We start from the raw sequence: 21221 nt of genomic DNA, 5'->3' as shown, positions 1-21221 counted from the left end.
CAATCAGGACTTAAACTTGGATACGGATGGTCTCGCCAGTACTCGTTTTTGCTATGATTTCTATATCGTTCTCTGTTGATAGGGTATCCTTCAACTCTTGCACTGGGATGAAAGACAGTCCTGTCGATAACGCATCAGCCTTGGTTGCGTTATTGGCGATTACACTCATAGATTTGTAAAGAGGTTGGGTACGAAAATCACGGACCAGTAATGAGTGCGCTTGAATTAGATGTGAATGTCCATCACGCAGAACCGTTCCGGTTGGGGTCGAGGTGGCAATCGCTTTCCCTGCGTGTAGATTTACAGCGTTTTCTAAAGACTGTTGTCCTTCATTATCAATCGCGATCGTCCATTCTCGCCCAGAAGGATGTGTTCCAAGGGCTTTGATTTCTCCAATATTTACAAGGCTTTTTGTTAATCCATGGCTTTTCAGTAATTGATATATGTGATCGGTAATAAAGCCCTGGGCGATACCATTTAATGTAATTGCCATGCCACTTTTTTTGAAAGATATCTTGTTCACCGAAGTATCAATGTTTCTGTAATCAACCAATTCACTGATTGATTGCGCCATTTGATGGCGTTTGTAGTCTGTCAGGTTGGGCATTTCGCTGTGAAGCAACCACATGGGCTGTACCGTTATGTCAAACGCTCCTTTGGTAAGGGATGAGATCGAATGTGATGTTGAGATCACATGATAAAGTTCTGGCGAAGGATTTAATATTTCGCCTCTAGTATTTAAACGATTAATTTCGGAACCTGGAATATAGAGGCTAAAGATATTTTCTAAACGCTTTATTTCTTGTCGGATTTTATGCGCGAGCTCTTTTGATCCATTTTCCTTTGGAAGGATGATTTCAGCTTGTCCCCCAAGGGCAATACCCTGCCATTTATGAAGTGCCGTTTCTTTTAAATTATCCTGCGCGACAGCCTGTTTTATTAAAGCGGGCGAAAGAAGTGATGCTGTTCCGATAATTTGAAGAACGCGTCGTCTGGCTTTATTCGTGAGCATGGTTATTTACCTGACTATAGGTTCGTTATTCGATTACAGATAACACTGGATTATCGGGGATTTCTACCATCCCCAGTACGTAATCAATGGGGATATCATTAAGAGAAGTAATCTTGCCGCCATATTGAGTTATAAAACTTTCGGCGGCAGATTGATCTTTGAAAGGCACCACAGCAGGGGCCCCCATACCGCCACGACGTTTGCTTTCAATGACCAAGGTTGCTTCTTTTATATCAATCCAGGGTCCTGCATCTGGTGATTGCCAGTTGGCTTTTCCCATGTCAGTGACATAAACGGCAGTAATTTCATTGCTTTCATCCGGGAGCTTCATATAACCCACGGCATCTCTGGTGGCCGCAAACCAGATAGGAACGGCCTGTCCAAGAATATGGATTTGTGCTTTTGGTCCCGGATGTCCCGCGGCAGTCATGCCACAGAAATAGCTTTGATCATCTGAAGTAAGTGTTGCCGGATCTGGCTTAGGGGTATCATCCGAACCAAAACAACCGTTTAAGAGAATACAACTTGATAACAGAAGTAAAGTTGAAAGCTTTTTCATATCTCTCTCCTTGAAAAAAGATATCCGGAAAGCAAGAGAGGTAGAGAAATCCAACCAAGAAGCGCAATAATGGCATATTGAACGGGAAGCACTGCACGTCCGGCAATAGACGACATTCCTGAAAGGGCCGCCGTACTGTCAAAGCCTGTAAGATTTAGCAACCTAAAGGAATCTGCTGGATTAAAAAGGAGTAGGAAGTTGACGAAATCAGACTTCAGGTTTTCACCTTGATCAACGACCAAAGCCCCCAAAACAGCCATATCAAACAGCAAGACAAACAGCAACCAGACAGCGACGGCCAGACCAATGGCTGTTGCGCGTTCTTTGACACAAACGCTCAAGAGATAACCGATAGACAAAAAGGCACTGCCGAGTAAAACAGTTGAAGCGATTAAACTGCTAAATACGAGCCAGTCCTGAATATTGGCACCATTGGAACTAAGGCCAATCAAAAAACCTGCTGCGCCATAACCAAGAATTGTGGCGATAGACAAAATGAGCGTATGTCCGAGAAACTTCCCGAAGATGATTTGCCATCGATTGATCGGGTAGGTGAGGAGCAATAACATAGAGCCACGCTCGACCTCGCCGACAATACTGTCATAAGAAAGCATCAGAGATATCAACGGCACAAGAAAAACTGACAGGCTGGAAAGGCTGACGACAGTTACTTGCATGGTGCTTATTTTAGCGCCGCCTACAGGTGCTGTTCCAACAAAAGCTAAACTAAGGGCGAGTACAGCCAATAAACAAGAAGCGGCAATGATCCAACGGTTTCGCAATGCGTCTTTCAGTTCTTTTAGGGCAATGATCCAGATTGTTTTCATTATTATTGCCCTCTCTGGTCACTAAAGACGGCATAGAGTTGATCTAATGAAGTGTTTTGAAGTTCGATGTCTTCAACAATAGATCCAAGTTCCCCCAAGTGGCGGAGCATTGTCATCTTTGAGCTTGGGGCGCATTCAATTTCCAGATATCTGCCGTTCATATTGGTTATCGTTGCATTTTGATTTTGAAGTGGCTGAGCGATTTTTTCGCTCATACCTTCTTGGACTGTTATGCGAAGACTAAGGGGTAATCCGGCTTGTGTGCGAAGATCTTCCAATGATCCTGAAGCGACAACTCTGCCAGAGTTCATAACAGTTACGGCATCTGTCTGCGCTTCGAGTTCAGTTAAAACATGAGAGCAAAGTAAAATCGTGACACCGTCTTTTCTAAGGTCTCTGATTATATCGTAAAAGTGTTGTCTGGCTGCTGGATCAAGTCCGGATGTTGGCTCATCAAGAAGTAGCAATCGTGGCTTACCCAAAAGCGCCTGTGCCAATCCCAGGCGTTGTTTCATGCCTTTGGAATAAGTTTTATAACGCCGATTAAGTGCTGCCGAGAGGCCAACCATGTCCATAAGCTCAAGACTACGTGATTTTATTTCGCCTTTCAGGCTTGCATAAAATGCGATGAGCTCCTTGCCTGTCATGTTTGCATCAAACGAGACATTTTCCGGTAGAAAGCCGATAGCGTTGCGATAGGTTACAGATGCTTGATCTTTTGGATTATGCCCGAGGATTGAGAGTGATCCGGTTGTCGGTTGCACCAAACCCAGAATGAGTTTCATCAACGTGGTCTTCCCGGCACCATTATGTCCAACCAAAGCCATAAGGCAACCTTCGGGCACAGAGAAATTAATATCTGTTACTGCTTTGTGAGACGGGTAATGTTTGCTCACATTTTCTAAAATAATGCTGTTTTTAATCATGGATTTGTCTCCATGTCAGGGTTTAATCTGCCAGAAATAGATATATCTGAATTTAATGAAACACGATCGATTTGTGGGGGAGTCATCAGGGGAGCGCTATCAAAAACACCACCGGGTTGTAAGGATGGGAATTGAGATTGTGACCAGCGCAAAATTTCCATGGCCGGTGAATTGATTAATAGTTTGGCAGAGGGGTAAGCCCAAATTACTTGATCTAGAACATCGTTAGGGCGATAGACACTATCAGCAATGTTATCACCGTTCAGATCAAAGGCGGGGTTATCACTCCAGTAATTACCGCGATTGTTCTCTGACCAGTCCAGATGACGAGTGCCAACATATTTGACCTGATGTTGATTACCAATAAAGGCATTTTCACTAACGATGTTCTTTTCTGATCCTGCCGTGAAATGGATGCCAATTTGACATCCTTCAAAGCGATTTTGAACAAAACGGTTTTTGTTCGAGTTATAGATGAAAACACATTTCACACCACCGTTCTCAACAATGTTTCCTTTGAAAAGTGATGAATTTGCATAGTTAAGCGCAAAGCCATGCTCTTTGTCGTTGATAGACTGGTTGTTGGTTATTTTCAGCTTCTTGGAAAACATCAAGGCGTACCCGACATCGTTTCCGCGGGAAATATTGCCACTGACCTCGCTGTTGTTTGTGTACATGTAATGAATTGCAAAGCGTGTCTTTTCAAAAATATTGTTTCTGAATATGTTCTTTTTACTAGTGGTGGTGAAGATGCCGTCACGGCCAAAAAGAATTGTATTATCTTCGACAATTGACCCTGGCGTATTCCAAAGCTGGACACCGTTACCCCTGTCGTTGACCTGTAGGACCTGTAATCCCTCTACGCGATTATTTCTGACAACTGCATTTTTAGGACCCCAGAGATAAATTCCGATCAGGTTGTCTTGAAGGATGTTATTTTCGACAACAGTATTATGAGCCGTTTTATTGACAAAAACGCCGCTGTTTTGCTGGGAAAGGTCCTGGCCAGAGTTGATGATCTTCAATCCAGAGACAACACTATCTGGTGCTAGAACCTCAATCGTGTTGCCTATGCTATTGCCATCAATGATCGCACCTTCTTTGCCGATAAGTGTGAGCGATTTTGTGAGTAAAATAGGGCCTGTATAGATACCCTTGTCCAAGACGAGAACATCACCGTCCTGTGCCTTGTTCAAGGATGCTATCAGCGTCTCAGGTGTTACCTGTAAAACGACGGCTTGGCTCTCAAACATCACCAACAAGACGATGATGTTTAAAAAGAACGCCAAAACAGATTGTTTCATTGTCAGTTTTTTTGAAAACCAAGCCATCGATCTACTCAACTTTACCTAAGCCGGTTCAACCAGCATACGGCCACGCATTTCCATATGAAGCGCGTGACAGAACCACTGACAATAGAACCAATGAACACCGGGGCGATCTGCGATGAAGGTTATAGAAGCTGTTTGTTGAGGGCTGACTTCGAAGCAAACGCCGTAGTTTGCTAGCGTAAAGCCATGGGTCAGATCTTCAACATCATCAAGGTTCGTAACCACAACAGTGACTTCATCGCCTTGTTTGACAGTAAACTTTTCAAGGCTGAATTCTGGTGCAACAGAGTTCATGTAAACCCGAACCTTGTTGCCGTCCCTTATAACATCCTGACAATCTTCCAGATCGATACCATCAGCTTTTGCCATTGCAACGGTATCAGCAAAAGTTGGATCGTTACGATCATAAACGTGAACAGGGTTTACGGTTGAACGATGAACGATGATACAATCATGTGGTTCGGCAAAAGTCGGACCGTCATGAACGATCTTCATTTCATCGCCAGAGATATCAATCAATTGTTCGTTTTCTGGTTTAAGAGGTCCAACATTGATATATCGATCTTTAGAAAACTTGTTCATAGAGATCAGCCATTTACCATCAGCCTCAGAGGTTTCCCCCATAGATGTATGGTTGTGGCCAGGCTGATAGTGAACATCGATTTTCTGAATGATGGGATCTACATCTTCGCCTTTGTAGGCACGGATAGCTTTTTCCATGTCCCACTTAACAACCTGACTATCGAGGAAGAGGGTGGTATAGGCGCTGCCGCGCCCGTCAAATGCTGTGTGAAGAGGACCAAGGCCGAGCTGCGGTTCTGCAACAATAGCATCGCGAGGCTTGATCTTACCTTCAAACACATCATCCAGACGCTCTACGTCTATTACAGATACTGTTGGTGATAGTTTGCCATTCACAACAATGTGGCGTTTGTCCGGTGCCGCATTGACACCGTGTGGGCTGTTAGAGATAGGAATGTATGTGGTTAATGATGAACCTTTGGTTCCATCAACAACTGGAACGCCACCGTCAAATACTTCGTATTCACCCTTGGCAACAGCTTCTTCAATACGCTTGATATTGAAAACGACGACATGGTCCTGCTCTGATGATGTCATTTCAGCCAGATTGACACCTTCTTCAGAGTTGTAAGATGAAGAAATGGCATATTTACCCTGATAATCTGCATCGACGTTATCAAGGTTACCACTGACTTTAACCTGCCACTTAACTTCCATGGTGTCGCCGTCAATAGCTGAGAACACGGCAAAGTATTTACTTGGATCATCAAGAACAGAGCCATCATTTGGTAGGGGAACCCGATGCTCGCCATTCGCAAAAATATAACCCGTACGTGGATATCGCTGTGGTCGTAAGCCGTGGATATCTGAGGCATTTGGAATTTCGATGATTTTATCAACTTTCATGATGTCACAACGAACACGAGCAACACGAGTGTTTGCCTTGTCATTCATGAAGAGATATCGGCCATCATAGGCACCGTCGGTAAAGGACATATGAGGATGGTGCAAGTCACCGTTCATATAGTCACCACCGCGAGTTTCGAGAAACTTTTTGGTTTGTGGTAACAGATTTTCAGTAAGAATTTTCTTACTTTCGTTGGTTTGCCCCCAGCCCGTAGCAGAACATCTGTTGAAGACGGGAACGCGCATAAGTTCACGCATAGAAGGAAGCCCCAGAATGCGAAGCTCACCCGCTTGCCCTGATGACCAGAAACCGTAGTATTCGTCCAACTGTCCCGGTTCAACCATTGCAGGGTTATTTGCACCAGCAGCAGATGCTGTTGAAACACCACCTAATCCAGCAATACCAGAGGCAGCACCGACACCAGCAATAGTCGCTAGTTTAGCTGAACCCCCAAGCAGATCACGTCTGGACAGACCTTTATCTTTTGACATTTATATGCTCCTCTTTAAGGGCCCAACCTGTCGCGTGTCTCACCATTCAACAGGCTGGGCGTGCTGTCGCCCTTTGGACGACGGTTTTGCTAACCCGGGATGATTTTCTCCGGGTTAGCACCTTTCCCTCTGGCTTTTGCAGAAGGTCCGGGATTATTTTTATCATCACCTATGAAATCTGGAATTTCAGTTGCAGAGCAGCTTGCTTTAACAACAGCAGCGCTTTTGCTTTGAAGGTCCTGAAGGCGTTCTCTACGCTTACGTTTTTGCACCATTGGCGGACAACGATGTTCGTCGTGGTAAACAACCTGACAATGCAGACAGTAGAGGCATTCGTTCGGGTTGATTTCGCCAGTTGGATGGATCGCCTGAACCATGCATTCCTTCGCACAAGTTTGACAGGGATTGCCACAGTCTTTTGGGTGTCTTTTGAGCCATTCAAACATGCGCATGCGACCGGGAATGGCTAGGGCTGCGCCTAAAGGACAAATGTATCGGCAGTAGAAACGCTCAACAAACAGACCTGCTGCCAGAAGGGCAAAGGCATAAAGAACCCATGGCCAATCACGCACAAATTTCAGAATGATTGAGGTTTTGAAAGGTTCGACTTCAGCCCAATGCTCTGCGTCTTGCAAAGAGTAGAGAGATAAACCGAATAGACCGAGAAAAATGATGTATTTCAAAGGCCACAAACGTTCATGCAATCCCCAAGGAAGCTCGAACTGTGGTACTTTGCAGAATTTGGCAGCCTGATTTAGGAGTTCTTGCAACGCACCAAAGGGACATAGCCATCCACAATAGGCGCCACGACCCCAAAAGAGCAGCGCGCCAGCAACAGACAACCACAATAAAAAGATCATGGGTTCCATCAGGAAGTAGTTCCAGCTGAAATCTGTTATAAGGGCATTTGCAAAGGTGAGCACATTGACGACAGAAAGTTGTGCCTGAGCGTAAAACCCAATAAAGAGAACCGTAAAGACAAGAAACAGGTTTCTGGTCCATGTCAAAAGTCTGGGGCGTTTAACCAGCCAATCCTGAAAAAAGAAAATCACTGTGAGTATGGCTATAGCAATACTAAGGACAGCAATGTCGGGTCTTTTGAGATCCCACATACGTTTCCATAGTTCTACGCGTTGCGCATTTTCTGATGCTTCCTGTTTTACAGAAAGTTCTGGTGTTTTTGTTGCCACAGCAGGTGTTGGTGCTAGTTTCTCTATTGTGACGTACTTGTCTGGCAGGTCATAATTTAATTCGAAGGCTAGAAAAATCTTTTTGATGGCGGCAATCTCGCGGTTGGCAAGTAGTTCGATACGGAAATTATCTGCCGGATTAAACTCAACATCCGTCGGGATGCGGAAGAGAGCTATTTCCTTGAAATAGGGGGCGTCATCAGCACCAAGATCACCAATGCGCTTATGAAGTTTATCCCGGAAACGGACAGAACTTTCACCTTGGATGAGCTGGAAGCGATCAAAGATACCACCACGGACATAGCCAGAGCCTTTGAATGAATAGCGGCCATTGGCAAAAATGAGTATCGCTTCCTGATCTGGTTTTAGTTGTTTCTGTAAATGTTCGTATTCTGCATCACCCAAAAGAGTTTTGCCGATGACGGGAACACTGACCGGCGCAACATAAAGATCAATATAGATATCGTCTGGAGCCCCTTTTTCAGGGCGGGCAGCCGCCTTTTTATTCCCGGAATTTTCAAAGGCTTCATTAATTTCAGCCAGTGTAATAACGCGGTGGCGAACAGCACCATTGCCAAGTAGTGTTTGCCAATCCGTAACGTCGGTGATGTCTTTGTTGACGTGTCTTATTTCGGTTGGCCCGGATGCCTGATCTTGTTGTATGCCAGCAATGCCAAGATATCGTGCAAACTTAATGGCTGATCTGAAGATGGAATCTTCGATGACCATGATGGTGACTGTTGCGCCACTGATCATATCAACTTCGCCAGTATCCCGGCTTTGCCCTGTCCGACTGACAGCATCAATACCAGTATAGCTGGACATAAAATTGGAAATTTTTTCTTCTGGAATTCCGATAAGAACGATGGGTTCACTGTGCTTTACAAGCTTTGATCCACTGACCACGCCTTCCGGGGTCAGACCAACCATGACATTGATGGGTTTACCTGAATAACCCGTGGCATTTACAAAGTCGGTATTCAGATAGGCATAACCGACTTTTTGGGTGCCTTTTAAAATCTCCGCATAAGAAGGAGTGCCGGAGATAATGCGAAATTCAGTAGCTCCGTCAAAAATTTCAGCGGGCTGTACTTTGGAAATATATTTCTCAAAACTATTTGTTGCCGCATTCGCTGTGGCGAAAGCGAACAGGAAAGAGAGCCCGAGTAGAAGCGATATATAAATGAGCTTGTGAATAAACACAGCAGAAACATCACAACAGGCAGTAAGTGCCCGTGGTTTGTTGATGTTTTTTTCCGTTATACCCTTTGCCCATGCCTTTTGGTTCGGCATGAAGCATCTCCTTTCGCTTACATACTGACAAAAATCCTAATGGGAACAAGCATCTGCTTATTTTGAAGAATTGCCTTTGATGTAAGTCAAGAAAGATGCAAAAAAATTATATCTTAATGTATGTTGTTCATAACATCAGTTCCAGGAGAGGAAACATGGTTTTTTCTCTAACTATTTCGTTTGATAATTCGGGTTAAAAAGACGGGAACAATAAAGACGATTACCAAAAGGCGTAGGGCGTGATGCGTGGTGACAAAGGCCGGGTCGATACCCATGGACAAGGCGGCTAATGTCATCTCTGCAAATCCGCCGGGCGACAGGGCTAAGATCAGGGCTTCAAACTCAAGATCAAAGGCATAGGATAAGATGCCTGAAACAAGCAATGTAACCGCGAGCATCAAGAATGCCATAACGACAGACAAAAGCATTAATTTACCGACCTGACCGAGAGAATAGCCAGCAAAGCGAGCACCCAAAGCGGAACCCAGCGTTAATTGCAACAAGACCGTAACGATTTCAGGTGGTTCGCCCTGAACTAGTCCGCTGGTGTGAACGATGGCACTCAATAACAGAGGACCTGTCAATTGATAGGCAGGGAATTTGGCAATCTTGCCTAAAAACAACCCGCCTGAAGCAATGATAAGCAAGATAATAATATCAAGAAGAGACCAGAGAGGGGCAGTGCTTTCTCTCTCCACCATCTCAAGCCCGGACCAATAGGTGAGAAACAATGGGATTGCGAGGAGAATAGTTGCCACGCGGCAGGCGTGAGCGAGAGTAAGTGCGGGGACGTCAGCACCGGCTTCTTCGCCAAGTAGTGTCATTTCTGATAGCCCGCCTGGAAATCCTGCAAAGATTGCTGTCAGGCGATCCATCTTCATAAATTTTCGGCAGTAGAACTGTGCGATAAATGTCAGTACAGCGAGATAGAGCACCGCAGCGATCAAGGTAGGTATCCATTCACCAGCGCGGGCGAGAACTTCGGGAGAAAAGGTTCCGCCCAGCATAACGCCAAGAATGACCATAATGATCAGACGAACAGGCTTGGTAACTCCAACGGGGACACCTGATAGCGACGCGATAAGGCTGCCTGTCAAACAACCCAACATCCAGGGAAGCGGGAGGCCAAGTGTCCAAAACACACAGCCCCCCGTCAAACCGGATAGAAAAGTCAGAAGCAGCTTAAATGCTGTTTTCGAGCGCCCTGTTTTCAGGGAAGACACATTCTATCCTTCACCATCATTAACTTTGAGGGCGCGTCTTCTGCGAACATCGATGATGTTCTGTATCAATGGAGCAAGTAGGACAATAACAGTAATAGCCAGAATACTTGCTGTAATTGGACGTTCCCACAGAAATGAAAGCTCGCCATCACTGATCGCTAATGCACGGCGTAGATTATCTTCCATCATTCCGCCAAGGATAAACCCAAGGAGCATGGGGGCGAGGGGGAAGTTAATCAACCGGAAGATGATCGCAAGAATAGCGACGATAACCATGATGTGAATGTCAAAGGTATTAAAAGAGACGAGGTAAACCCCGATCAACGAGAAGAATAGTATCAGGGGCGTCAGAATTTTCTTGGGTAAAGCCAACAGTCGCGCAATGTAAGGAATTAAGGGTAAGTTGAGAACAAGCAGGATAATGTTTCCGATGTACATGGAAATAATCACGGACCAAAACACGGCTGGTTGTTCTACAAAAAGTCTTGGGCCTGGCTGAACACCATAGGAGATAAGAGCCCCAAGCATAACGGCTGTTGTGCCTGATCCTGGAATTCCAAGTGTCAAAAGCGGCACAAAAGATCCTGAGCAAGCGGCATTGTTTGCCGTTTCCGGGGCAGCCAAACCGCGCAAAGAACCTTTGCCGAATTTGAGTTTTTCTTTTGCACTGGCAAAGCTGCGTTCCATGCCATAGGCGAGAAAAGAGGCAATTGTTGCGCCGGCACCGGGGAGAACGCCGATAAAGAAACCGAGAACAGAGCTACGCCCGACTACAGGTGCGAGGTCTTTGACCTCTTCTCTACTGACTTTCATGCTACCGAGCTTGCCTTTGGTCGCGTCTTCTGCTTCTTGAGATACTTTTTCCGGCTTGAGAACCACCATCAGGGCTTCCGACAGGGCAAAGGTTGCCATGGCTAGTAGAAGAAAACTGATACCATCAATCAGATCCAGAGATCCAAAGGTAAATCGCTGAAGTCCGGCTGTTTGATCTGTTCCAATGGTTGAAAGCATCAAACCAAAGAGCGTCATCAGAACGGCAACCAGAAACTTCCCTTTTCCAGCAAAGGCAGATACTGCTGTTAATCCCAGAACCATAAGGGCGAAATAATCGGCAGACTGAAAACTGAGTGATACGGAAGCCAAAGCTGGTGCTGCGAAAAGAAGGAAAATTGCGGCAATGGTACCGCCGCTGAAAGAGCTATAGGCTGCGATTGCCAAGGCTTTCCCTGCATGACCTTGCTTGGCGAGGGGATAGCCGTCAAATGCTGTGGCAACAGTACCTGCAACACCTGGTGCATTGATCAGGATCGCAGATGTTGATCCGCCAAAAATAGCACCATAATAAACACCAGCCATCAAGATCATTCCCGTTGCGGGATCAAAACCATAGGTAATCGGAATCATGAGGGCAATGGCTGAAATCGGACCGAGGCCGGGTAACATGCCGATAAAGGTTCCTGCGAAACAGCCAACAAAAACCATCAGAAGATTAACGGGGGAAGCAGCGGTGCTTAACCCTTGAAGAATACCATCAAGCATTAATTTGCTCCGAGCATAGTAAAGATCTCACCGGGCGCGAGATAGATACCCAGGAGCTTATCGAGAATAAACCAGAACCCAACGGTAGCAGGTACTGAAGAGAGAAGAATAACAGACCAACGTCTTTCACCCAGGGCATAGATTCCACCAATCAGGAATAAGGCCGTGGATAGCAGGAAGCCTAACGGGCTCAAGGTTAACCCATAAAAGACCATGAGGGCGATCAGAACAAATGTCTTTCCCCAATTCAGACCTCTAAAAACTGAGAAGATGTCATCCGTTTCTTCTCGCTGCGGAAGAACGAGAAGAAGGAAGGAGACAATGCCTGTAAGCCAGGAAAGGGCTATTGGCATGGTTCGGGCGGTAAAGGGTTCCAATTCATCACCCGGAAACAAGGGAATATGCCTTGCTTCCATACCATAAGCGATTGCGAGAACAAGAAAACACAAGGCTCCCGCTTTTTCCTTGCTGAGGGTCATTGTCTCCATTCCTTCTTTATTCTATTGGCAGATACTACTGAAAGATGTTTGGCTTATAAGAAGCCAAGCTCTTTCATCAGGTCTCCAACAATGCCTTCCTGTTCTTCAAGGAAAGTGTAGAAAACGTCAGCAGGTTGGAAGACTTCAACCCACCCATTACGTGAACGAACAGTTTCCCATTCCGGTGTGTCGTACATTTTTTCAAGAGTTGCGTTATAGGCAGCTACTTTTTCTTTGGATGTACCCGGGGCTGCAAAGAAACCGCGCCAGTTTACGAATGTCGCATCAATTCCCTGTTCTGTTAGGGTCGGGATATTCGGCGCATCTTCAATACGATTGGCGCCAGTCATTGCCAGAATGCGTACCTGACCACTACGTTCCAGTTCCAACGCTTCGGAAAGACCGGTTGAAAGTAGTGCTGTTTCCCCGGATAGAAGGCCAGCCATTGCTTTGCCGCCCGCATCATAGGGAATGTACTTCACAGCTTTCGGGTCACCGCCCGCAGCTTTAAATGCCTGTGCAGCGACTAGGTGATCCATGCTGCCGCGTGCAGAGCCGCCAGCGATTTTCACGGATTTTGGATCTGCCTTGAAATCAGCGACAACCTCTGCGAAAGATTTGTACTTGGAATCAGCCGGAACAACAAAAGCAGCATAGTCACCGATGACACCTGCAACAGGGACAAGGTCACGGAATGACTGTGGGAAAACCTTTGTTAGTGAACGGATAACGATCGGGGTTGAGTTTACCATCAAGGTATCGCCCTGACGTTCAGCCGTTTCGATAAGATGCGCGATGGCTTTACCACCACCACCACCAGACATGTTTTCAAACGAAGCAGAGCCAAGTAGACCCGATTTTGTCAAGGCTTCGCCTGTACCGCGTGCTGTGCCATCCCAACCACCGCCGGCACCACCGGGAATAAGGAAATGGATTTTTTCGAGATCTGCGGCAGATGCAGAAGAAAGCGGCATGGCCATACCCACTGAAACAGCAGCAGCTGCCATAGATAGCACAAGACGACGGGATAATTTTGTTGTTTTGCCAAACATGAATTGGCCTCCGAGTATGATTGTTAATTCGATGAATAACAAACCGCCGAACGAAGTCGGATGGGGGAGGTGTCCATATTGGAATTATCAGATCAGAAGATTGTCTGAACTGTTTTTTTACTGTCTCCCTAACCGCTTTTATTATTTTTTTAGCTGCGGCCTATCATTCAATACCTGTAGGCTAGGGGATAAAGCTGTCACTACCCTGTCGTTTTGAAAAATAATTTTTATTAAATAAAATTATCAATTAATACAGATGTATAAAGTGTTTGTTTAATGTTATTTATTATTCGCCACGCAATGACTTGTTCCATTGGTTTATCGTTTTCCGTCTTTTTACCTGATCAAGATAAACTAACAGGCCAGGACCAACTTTAATTGGTTGTAAATTACTACGGGCTTGAGCTGCGAGAATTTCTTCTGGGCCGCTACTTTTTATTCCAGGATGCACAGCATTAAGCTTCGCGCTGGTCGTGAGCAATTGTTGTCCTCGCTCTGAGAGAAGATACTCTAGAAAAAGCTTACCAGCTTCTTTCGATTTTGCAGCCTTGGGAATAATAGCAAGGCGAGATAGAACCGTTGTATAGTCTTCCGGGTAGAGTATTCCGAGGTTCGGGGAGCTGTCTAATCTTGCAAGGGCGTATGAACCTAGAACATTGTATCCGATAACATATTTGCCACTGTTGACGTTATTGATAATTGCCGTAGAGCTCGTGGATAGCTTAACGCCATTTGCGCCAAAGGTTTTTATAAGATTCCAGATTCCTTTGTATCGTTCTGAATCAACCCCCATAAACAGAAAGCCAACACCACTCCGTTCTATATCGTACGTGGCAATACGACCGAAAAGATCGGAAGGCCTTTCGGCGAGGAAGCGCTGCATTTCCAAACGGGTTTTGGGGAGCGGTTGGTCTTTAAAATATTCCTTGTTGTATATCGTGACTGCGGGTTCAGAAGTAAAGCCAAAGACTTCGTTCCGCCATTGTGACCACGACGGCATATCCTGTGCTGTCGATATTTCCACGCGTTGTGCAAAGCCATCGTTGGCGAGCTTCATTTGCAGATCCATGGCCGAACTGATGGCAATATCTGCGGTTACATCACTGTTCAAGGTTTCATCTTGGATGCGTTCATAGAGTTCAAGAGATTGCAGGTCATGATAAACGATCGAGATGTCGGGAAAGAGTTCTTGAAAGTCAGCAATTGTGCCTTGGAAAATATCAACATCTGTAACGCTATAAATCGTAATGACATTGTTTTCCTTGCCCGAAATTGCGGGAAAATCAAAAGCTTTGGCCTTGGCTGAATGTACATATGATTGGGTGATGGCAATTATGATTACCAAATACAAAGCCTGAAGCAATGGCATACAAAATAAACCAAGCTTATGTTGTAGCGTTGTTGATCGTGTCTTAATAGTCCGAGCCCCTGATTTATACTTGGTCCATTATTGCTTTCTTAGGAACCAATTACTGTTTTTGTTTTTTTCTTCACATTATGGTTCAAAGCTGTCGAGAACCTGTCATAGGAAGGAAAATAGATTTTCTTTAATTCCCGGGCTTTTCAAAACCCTTGGAACAAAGTTAGTCTTTTGGGCATGAGAATACTAGTCGTTGAAGATAATGCCGCTTTGGCTGATGGAATATCCAGTGCGCTGACCCGCATGGAAATGGCTGTGGATGTTGTTGGTGACGGTACCGAAGCAGACAATATTTTACGAACCCAGGAATTTAACCTGGTCGTAATGGATCTAAACCTGCCGGGTTATGACGGGCTGGAGATCTTAAAACGATATCGTCAGAATGGTGGTAAAGCTCAGGTCCTAATTCTGACTGCGCGGGATACACTAAATGATCGGGTCAAAGGTCTTGACCTTGGGGCGGATGATTACCTGACCAAACCTTTTGATCTGGTTGAGCTTGAAGCAAGAGTGCGAGCACTTCTCCGGCGACAAAGCGGCTTGAAATCACCCGAAATTGTCATCGGTGAGCTGATCTTTGACAGTGTGGCGCGCCGGGTTTCGATGATGGGTGAGCCTCTGGACTTGCCACGCCGTGAATTTTGCTTGCTTGAGCTTTTGATCAGCCGGGCCGGACAGGTTGTCAGCAAAGAACAGATTGCAGACAGTCTTGCCAATTTTGATCAGGATATGAGTCCCAATGCTGTTGAGCTTTATATTAGCCGTTTGAGAAAGAGGCTGGCGGCGGCCGATATCAATATCAAGACTGTTCGCGGTCTTGGGTATCTGTTGGAAAAATAATGAGGTGGCAACGCAAGTCCCTTCGCCGTCGTTTGTTACTATGGTTGCTAGGTGCGCTTGCGATTATCTCAGCTCTGATGCTTTTCGAAGTTCGCTCCAGTGCAAGTAAAGCAGCCAACGAGGCCTATGACCGGGTATTGCTGGGGTCTGCACTGGCGATTGCAGAACGAGTTGTTGTTGTTGGAGAACAGCTAGAAGTTGATGTGCCTTATGTTGCGCTTGAAATGTTAACTTCGGCCGCGCAAGATCGCGTATTTTATCAGGTTGTTGGCCCGGGAAATAGCTTTATTACAGGCTATGATGATTTGCCCATCGTGGATGATAAGGAAATTCCTAAAAATGGCGCACCGCTTTTCTTTGATGCTGATTATCGCGGTGATGCAATTCGGGTTGGCGTGATATCCCGTCACATTTCCGGGGGGCGTTTGTCAGCACGTTTTACGGTGATGGTCGCCGAAACGATTGAGGGGCGCAATAATCTGATCAATGAAATGATGACAGCTGCCATTGTTCGTCAACTGGTGTTGATATTGGTTGCGGGAATTGTGTTATGGATCGGGATCGGATGGGGACTTAAGCCGCTTGTAAGGTTGGAAGCAGCATTAAATAGACGAACACCTTCGGATCTAAGGCCTATTGAGCACGAAGTTCCGCAAGAAGTACGTCATTTGATTGAGGCAATTAATGACCTGATGAAGAGACTGGGCGCTTCTATTGAGGCGATGCAACGTTTTACATCCAACGCAGCACATCAACTCAGAACACCACTTGCGGCGATCCAAACTCAGGCTGAGTTGGCGCAAGATGAAAAAGATCCGGTGAAAATCACGAAACGACTAGAGCATTTAAATCGGAGTACGAAACAAACATCACGCTTGATTAATCAGCTTCTCAGTTTGGCGAGAACACATCAGGAAGAGGAGAACTTCCAATCGGAAATAATAGATTTAAAGCTACTGAGTGAGGAGGTGACGCGAGTTTATGTTCCTCAGGCGGTTGCGTTGCGAATTGACTTGGGATTTGAGCAAGAAGACCAAATTAATTCGGTTGTCGGGAATGAGGAGCTTATCAAAGAGGCATTGAAGAATTTAATTGAAAATGCATTACATTATTGTCCTGAAAATTCGACGGTTACGGTGCGGATAAAACAGGAATTGGAAGATGCTATGATTGAGGTTGAAGATGATGGTCCCGGCGTTTCTAAGGACGAGCGCGATAAAATTTTTGAACGTTTTTATCGCTCTGAAACACGGGACGATGAAGGCTGTGGTCTGGGCTTGCCAATTGTCAGGGAAATTATGGAACGTCATGGTGGATTTATAGAGTATAAGGAAGCGACACAGGGGCAGGGGGCTTGTTTCAGACTCAGATTTTCTCAAGTTTAGTTGATTTTTTTTGAGGGGGGGATTCCCTGAGTAAATTTCTAATTCGCGCCTTTACTGATGCTGCTTCATCGAACAGAGCTTTTTGCATTATAGTCTCTGCTTCCGTCTTATATTCAGGAAATTTCTTACTGAAGAAATGAAATCCGTGATACCCCCAGGCACGAATTAATTTCCTTTCGCTTCTCAAGCAAAGACGAATGAAATTCTCTACCGTAAATTTTTGTGCGGCGGTTATGGTCAAATGCTCAAAAGATTGAAGGATATGGAGCTGACTTTCCCACTGATCAAATAGCTCTAGATGATCGAGTATGGTTTTTGAATAGAGCGGGGTAAAAGAACCCTTATTACAGAGGTGGTTCTTTAAAATCCATGTGGAGCCAGATTGAAGTTCTCTGTCCAGCAGAACATCCATTAAATCCTGTTCAAAGCTTGGTGTATTCACGTATTGGGTATAGATCGCACGAATATCCTTGGCAGATTTCATGTCCCATGTCGCGAGTGATTTTTTAAGCATGTTCATTTATCAAAAATAATGGTTAGATTTTAAATATACTTATGCAGGAGCCATTTCTAGAATATCTCTCTCAACGCAATCCAGGAGCTTTAGCGTTGTTATTCTGCTTAGCTCGGGGTCTCGTTTAGCGATTGCTTCGTATAGTTCCCGGTGTAAGGGAAAAGATCTTTGTCCAAAGTCCTGTCGATCAAAAGGCTTGCTGAAGAAGCTTTGAAACGGTCCGCGCATACCAGAAATTAACTGCTCAAAAAGCGGATTGCCGGTGGCCTGATAAATAGAACGATGAAAGACAGCGTCTTCGTCCCGCGCACTGCCATTTGTCTGATGGGCATGTTCCATGGCTATAAGGCATTTTTCAATGAAGGCAATTGCTTCATCTGTGCCTCTGCTTGCTGCAATCATGGCCGCTTCAGCTTCAAGCCCGCGCCGGATATCAAGCGCAAAAATAAGGCTATCCCGCTCTGGTCCGATGTTAATAGGTACCAGAACTTCGTCTTTACTTACCTGACGACAAAGAAAGGTTCCTGCACCTCTTCTGATTTGGATAATATTTTTGGCTTCGAGCTTTCTGACGGCTTCACGAACAGAAGAGCGTCCAACGCCCAAAGCTTCCATCAATTCACGTTCGGATGGCAGTTGATCGCCTGCCTTGTAGTTGTTCAGATTGATGAAATGAATCAACTGCTCAGCAATCATATCCGATTTATTCGTTGTGGAAATAGGGGCTAGACCCAGCATATTAAAATTCCAATTTTATCTTATTTATTCAGATATAATACGAGACTATAACAGCTTTTATAAACGCAATCCTGTTTCCGGGTCGAAAAAATTCAATCCAGAAATCTTAAAGCTGATCTTTCGCACTTCTTTTGAAGCAACAGAAGATTCCGGTTCAGCGCGCAGAGTTAAGGACGTCGATCCAACTTTACCCCAGACAATAAGCTCTGATCCTAGCTTTTCTATGATATCAACATTAAAGGTAGTTGAACCATCAGTATCCAAAACCACATGTTCCGGGCGTATACCGAGTTCAACTGTCTGACCGTCTCTCAGCGGTTGTTTCGAGATATACTCATCAATGGAAAATTTGATATCGCCATTTTCGAAGTATGTGCCACCAGAAGTGTTTATTATTTTTCCGGTAACGAAGTTCATGCTTGGCATGCCGACAAACTGGGCGACATAGCGTGTTGCCGGTTCTTTGTAGATTTGATCCGGCGTTCCAAGTTGTTGGATGACACCTGCTTTCATAACGGCAATACGATCGGCAAGGGTCAAGGCTTCAACTTGATCATGCGTTACGTAAATCATGGTTGCGCCAAGTTCTTCGTGTAGGCGCTTTAACTCTACACGAAGCTCTGAGCGCAGCTTTGCATCCAGATTTGACAATGGTTCATCAAACAGAAAGACATCGGCTTTTCGTACTAGTGCGCGGCCAATTGCAACCCTTTGCCTTTGCCCGCCCGAAAGCTCACCGGGTTTTCTGTCCAACAGGTTTTCTATTTGAAGAACCCGCGCGGCATAAGCGACCAGTTCATTAATTTTGTCTTTCGGCGTTTTGTTCATTTTCAAACCGAAAGATAAATTACCACGAACAGTCATCTTAGGGTAGAGAGCGTAGGACTGGAATACCATCGCGATGCCACGGTCTTTTGGTTCCATAAACGTAACGTTCCGATCATCAATCCAGACATCGCCGTCTGTTGCTTCCTGAAGGCCCGCAAAAGTATTGAGTAGTGTGGATTTCCCGCAACCGGATGCACCAAGAAGAACAAGAAATTCCCCCTTGTTGATTTCAAGGTTTAGTTTTTTAAGAACATCGACCTTGCCAAAGCTGACACTGAGATCTTTTGCACTTACATGTGCTGTATTTGTATTGTTTTGCATCTCTTATCCTTTAACAGCACCAGCTGCAATTCCGCGAACGAACCAACGCCCGGAAAAAAAGTACACCAACAGAGGAACCATAGCGGTCAGGAACGTTGCCGCCATGTTGACGTTATATTCCTTGGCACCGCGCGCCGTATTGACAATATTATTTAGTTGAACGGTCATGGGCATGTTTTCACGCCCGCCGAAAATCAATCCCAACAGGAAATCATTCCAGATACCTGTGACCTGTAGGATGACGGCGACAATCAGGATCGGCGTCGACATGGGCAACAAAACATGAAAGAACACGCCAAAGAAACCTGCACCATCAACACGAGCTGCTTTGAAAATCTCTGACGGTAATGTCGAATAATAATTTCTGAATATCAACGTCATGATGGGCAGCCCAAAAATTGTATGGACGAGAATAATCCCCGGAAGAGTTCCATAGAGGCCAAAAGTCGCGAAAATCTTAATCATCGGATAGATGAGGGCCTGATAGGGAATAAAGGCTCCGAATAGAATAATCCCAAAGAATAGTTCTGCGCCTTTAAATCGCCAGTATGAAAGAACGTACCCGCAGATCGCGCCGGACAGAATAGATACGAAGAGGCTGGGGATTAGAATTTTGATAGAATTCCAGAAGCCGACACTTACCCCTTCGCACTGCAGACCAGTACACGCCGTGGACCAGGCTTTGACCCAGGCATCTGTGTTCCATGTTTCCGGCCAACTCATGATATTGCCCATACGGATCTCGGGCATGGTTTTGAGCGATGTAATCAGAACTATGTAAAGTGGTAGCAGAAAGAAAAGAGAACAGATGATTAGAAAGAGATAAATCGCAATCCGTTCTTTGGATATTATTGTTCTAGGTTTTTTAAGAGAGGGTGTTGATGTACTTTGTGTCATTGTCATAATTACCCATTAGCTCCCTTTTTGACGTGTTTGACGTAAAGCCAAGGGGCTAGGGCAGCAATCACGGTCAACAACATCACTGTTGCGCCAGCCATTGCGAGGCCGATATTGGCACGCTGTAAAAGATGGTCGAGTACAAATTTTGCCGGAACTTCAGTGGCAATACCCGGGCCACCACCTGTCATGGCAACAACGATGTCATACCCCTTAACAACTGACAGAGATAATAAAATGACGGAGGTAAAGATGACAGGGCCGAGGATAGGGATAATGACGTGCAAGTAAACGCGCCATGTCGGAACGCCGTCTATTTTTGTTGCTTTCCAGATTTCCGGGTCAACACCTCGCAGGCCAGCAAGCATTAAGGCCATTACCAAACCGGATGCCTGCCAAATAGCTGCAAAAACCACGGTGTAAATGGCAAAATCCCGATTAACAAGCCAGTCAAAAGTAAAGCTTTCCCAACCTGCAACGCGCACCATTTCCTGTAAACCCAGTGCAGGATTTAAAAACCATTGCCAGGCAAGTCCTGTGACAACAAAGGACAAAGCATGGGGATAGAGAAAGACAGTTCGGAAAAAGGACTCAGCCCGTACTTTCTGATCAATGAAGACAGCAAGCAAAAACCCTAAGATCAGGGACCCGGACGTAAAGAGAACGCCAAAGATCACCATGTTCTTCAGGGAAACAATCCACCGCGTCGTATTAAACAGACGGATGTATTGATCCAAGCCAACAAAGTCAGAATTCGGGAGCAGCTTGGAGCTGGTAAAAGAAAGCTGTACAGACCAGAGGACGCAACCGACAAAAATTGTCAAAGCAATGACAACAAACGGTAAAATCGTCAAACGTGCAGCCAACCGAGATGATATCAAAGGGTATTTCATTTTCTCGCCTGGTTGGGGGAATAAAAGGAACCCG

The 21221-nt window shown here is 45.4% G+C and carries 19 protein-coding genes; 2 read left to right on the top strand and 17 right to left on the bottom strand.

Annotated features, from left to right (window positions below; genetic code table 11):
• Positions 1–10: 10 nt before the first annotated feature.
• From WH96_RS16190 to WH96_RS16135, 12 genes are all read right to left on the bottom strand, one after another.
• The gene (locus WH96_RS16190; protein ID WP_047765262.1) at positions 11–1012 is read right to left on the bottom strand and encodes an FAD:protein FMN transferase; all 1002 of its coding nucleotides are present in this window, start codon (positions 1010–1012) and stop codon (positions 11–13) included.
• Between the two features lie 25 nt (positions 1013–1037).
• Positions 1038–1571 carry a nitrous oxide reductase accessory protein NosL gene (locus WH96_RS16185; RefSeq protein ID WP_047765261.1) on the bottom strand — a complete coding sequence of 178 codons (534 nt, stop codon included), beginning with the start codon at positions 1569–1571 and terminating at the stop codon, positions 1038–1040.
• Positions 1568–2398 (bottom strand): ABC transporter permease subunit, encoded by an 831-nt coding sequence (locus tag WH96_RS16180; protein WP_047765260.1) that lies wholly within the window; start codon positions 2396–2398, stop codon positions 1568–1570. The genes WH96_RS16185 and WH96_RS16180 overlap by 4 nt, the downstream gene beginning before the upstream one ends.
• 2 nt (positions 2399–2400) lie before the next feature.
• Positions 2401–3324 carry an ABC transporter ATP-binding protein gene (locus WH96_RS16175; RefSeq protein ID WP_047765259.1) on the bottom strand — a complete coding sequence of 308 codons (924 nt, stop codon included), beginning with the start codon at positions 3322–3324 and terminating at the stop codon, positions 2401–2403.
• On the bottom strand, positions 3321–4655 hold the full coding sequence (locus tag WH96_RS16170) for a nitrous oxide reductase family maturation protein NosD (protein ID WP_053006034.1): 1335 nt from the start codon (positions 4653–4655) through the stop codon (positions 3321–3323). The genes WH96_RS16175 and WH96_RS16170 overlap by 4 nt, the downstream gene beginning before the upstream one ends.
• Positions 4656–4673: 18 nt before the next feature.
• Positions 4674–6575, bottom strand: a complete 1902-nt coding sequence (nosZ, locus tag WH96_RS16165) for a TAT-dependent nitrous-oxide reductase (RefSeq protein WP_047765258.1) — start codon at positions 6573–6575, stop codon at positions 4674–4676.
• An 89-nt stretch (positions 6576–6664) separates the two neighbouring features.
• Positions 6665–9058, bottom strand: coding sequence for a NosR/NirI family protein (locus WH96_RS16160; RefSeq protein ID WP_082130533.1), 2394 nt, complete (start codon positions 9056–9058; stop codon positions 6665–6667).
• A 167-nt stretch (positions 9059–9225) separates the two neighbouring features.
• Positions 9226–10281: an AbrB family transcriptional regulator gene (locus WH96_RS16155; RefSeq protein WP_053006032.1), complete on the bottom strand. Its 1056-nt coding sequence runs from the start codon at positions 10279–10281 to the stop codon at positions 9226–9228.
• Positions 10282–10284: 3 nt separating this feature from the next.
• Positions 10285–11820 (bottom strand): tripartite tricarboxylate transporter permease, encoded by a 1536-nt coding sequence (locus WH96_RS16150; RefSeq protein ID WP_047765257.1) that lies wholly within the window; start codon positions 11818–11820, stop codon positions 10285–10287.
• Complete coding sequence (locus WH96_RS16145) at positions 11820–12299, bottom strand: tripartite tricarboxylate transporter TctB family protein (RefSeq protein WP_047765256.1); 480 nt, start codon at positions 12297–12299, stop codon at positions 11820–11822. Before WH96_RS16145 ends, WH96_RS16150 begins: the two co-directional genes overlap by 1 nt.
• A 53-nt stretch (positions 12300–12352) precedes the next feature.
• The gene (locus tag WH96_RS16140; RefSeq protein ID WP_047765255.1) at positions 12353–13351 is read right to left on the bottom strand and encodes a tripartite tricarboxylate transporter substrate binding protein; all 999 of its coding nucleotides are present in this window, start codon (positions 13349–13351) and stop codon (positions 12353–12355) included.
• A 286-nt stretch (positions 13352–13637) separates the two neighbouring features.
• A complete protein-coding gene (locus tag WH96_RS16135; protein ID WP_053006030.1) occupies positions 13638–14720 on the bottom strand; it encodes an ABC transporter substrate-binding protein in 1083 nt (360 codons plus the stop codon).
• A gap of 228 nt (positions 14721–14948) precedes the next feature.
• Between WH96_RS16135 and WH96_RS16130 the strand changes: the two genes are divergently transcribed.
• Together WH96_RS16130 and WH96_RS16125 are read left to right on the top strand one after the other, a co-directional pair.
• Entirely contained in the window at positions 14949–15611 is a 663-nt protein-coding gene (locus tag WH96_RS16130; RefSeq protein WP_047765254.1) for a response regulator, read from the top strand.
• Complete coding sequence (locus tag WH96_RS16125) at positions 15611–16996, top strand: sensor histidine kinase (RefSeq protein ID WP_047765253.1); 1386 nt, start codon at positions 15611–15613, stop codon at positions 16994–16996. The genes WH96_RS16130 and WH96_RS16125 overlap by 1 nt, the downstream gene beginning before the upstream one ends.
• Here WH96_RS16125 and WH96_RS16120 read toward each other — a convergent pair.
• Genes WH96_RS16120 through WH96_RS16100 form a run of 5 tightly spaced genes read right to left on the bottom strand, consistent with a single transcriptional unit; the run spans position 16977 to position 21187 of the window.
• Complete coding sequence (locus WH96_RS16120) at positions 16977–17510, bottom strand: hypothetical protein (RefSeq protein ID WP_047765252.1); 534 nt, start codon at positions 17508–17510, stop codon at positions 16977–16979. The genes WH96_RS16125 and WH96_RS16120 overlap by 20 nt on opposite strands.
• A 39-nt stretch (positions 17511–17549) precedes the next feature.
• Positions 17550–18248: a FadR/GntR family transcriptional regulator gene (locus WH96_RS16115; RefSeq protein ID WP_047765251.1), complete on the bottom strand. Its 699-nt coding sequence runs from the start codon at positions 18246–18248 to the stop codon at positions 17550–17552.
• Between the two features lie 57 nt (positions 18249–18305).
• On the bottom strand, positions 18306–19397 hold the full coding sequence (locus WH96_RS16110; protein ID WP_047765250.1) for an ABC transporter ATP-binding protein: 1092 nt from the start codon (positions 19395–19397) through the stop codon (positions 18306–18308).
• 3 nt (positions 19398–19400) lie between these two features.
• On the bottom strand, positions 19401–20294 hold the full coding sequence (locus tag WH96_RS16105) for a carbohydrate ABC transporter permease (protein ID WP_053006040.1): 894 nt from the start codon (positions 20292–20294) through the stop codon (positions 19401–19403).
• Between the two features lie 8 nt (positions 20295–20302).
• A complete protein-coding gene (locus tag WH96_RS16100; protein WP_047765248.1) occupies positions 20303–21187 on the bottom strand; it encodes a carbohydrate ABC transporter permease in 885 nt (294 codons plus the stop codon).
• Between the last annotated feature and the right edge of the window lie 34 nt (positions 21188–21221).

The sequence above is a fragment of the Kiloniella spongiae genome, assembly GCF_001026905.1.
Classification (GTDB): Bacteria; Pseudomonadota; Alphaproteobacteria; order Kiloniellales; family Kiloniellaceae; genus Kiloniella; species Kiloniella spongiae.
This window is presented reverse-complemented; position numbering and strand designations above follow the sequence as displayed.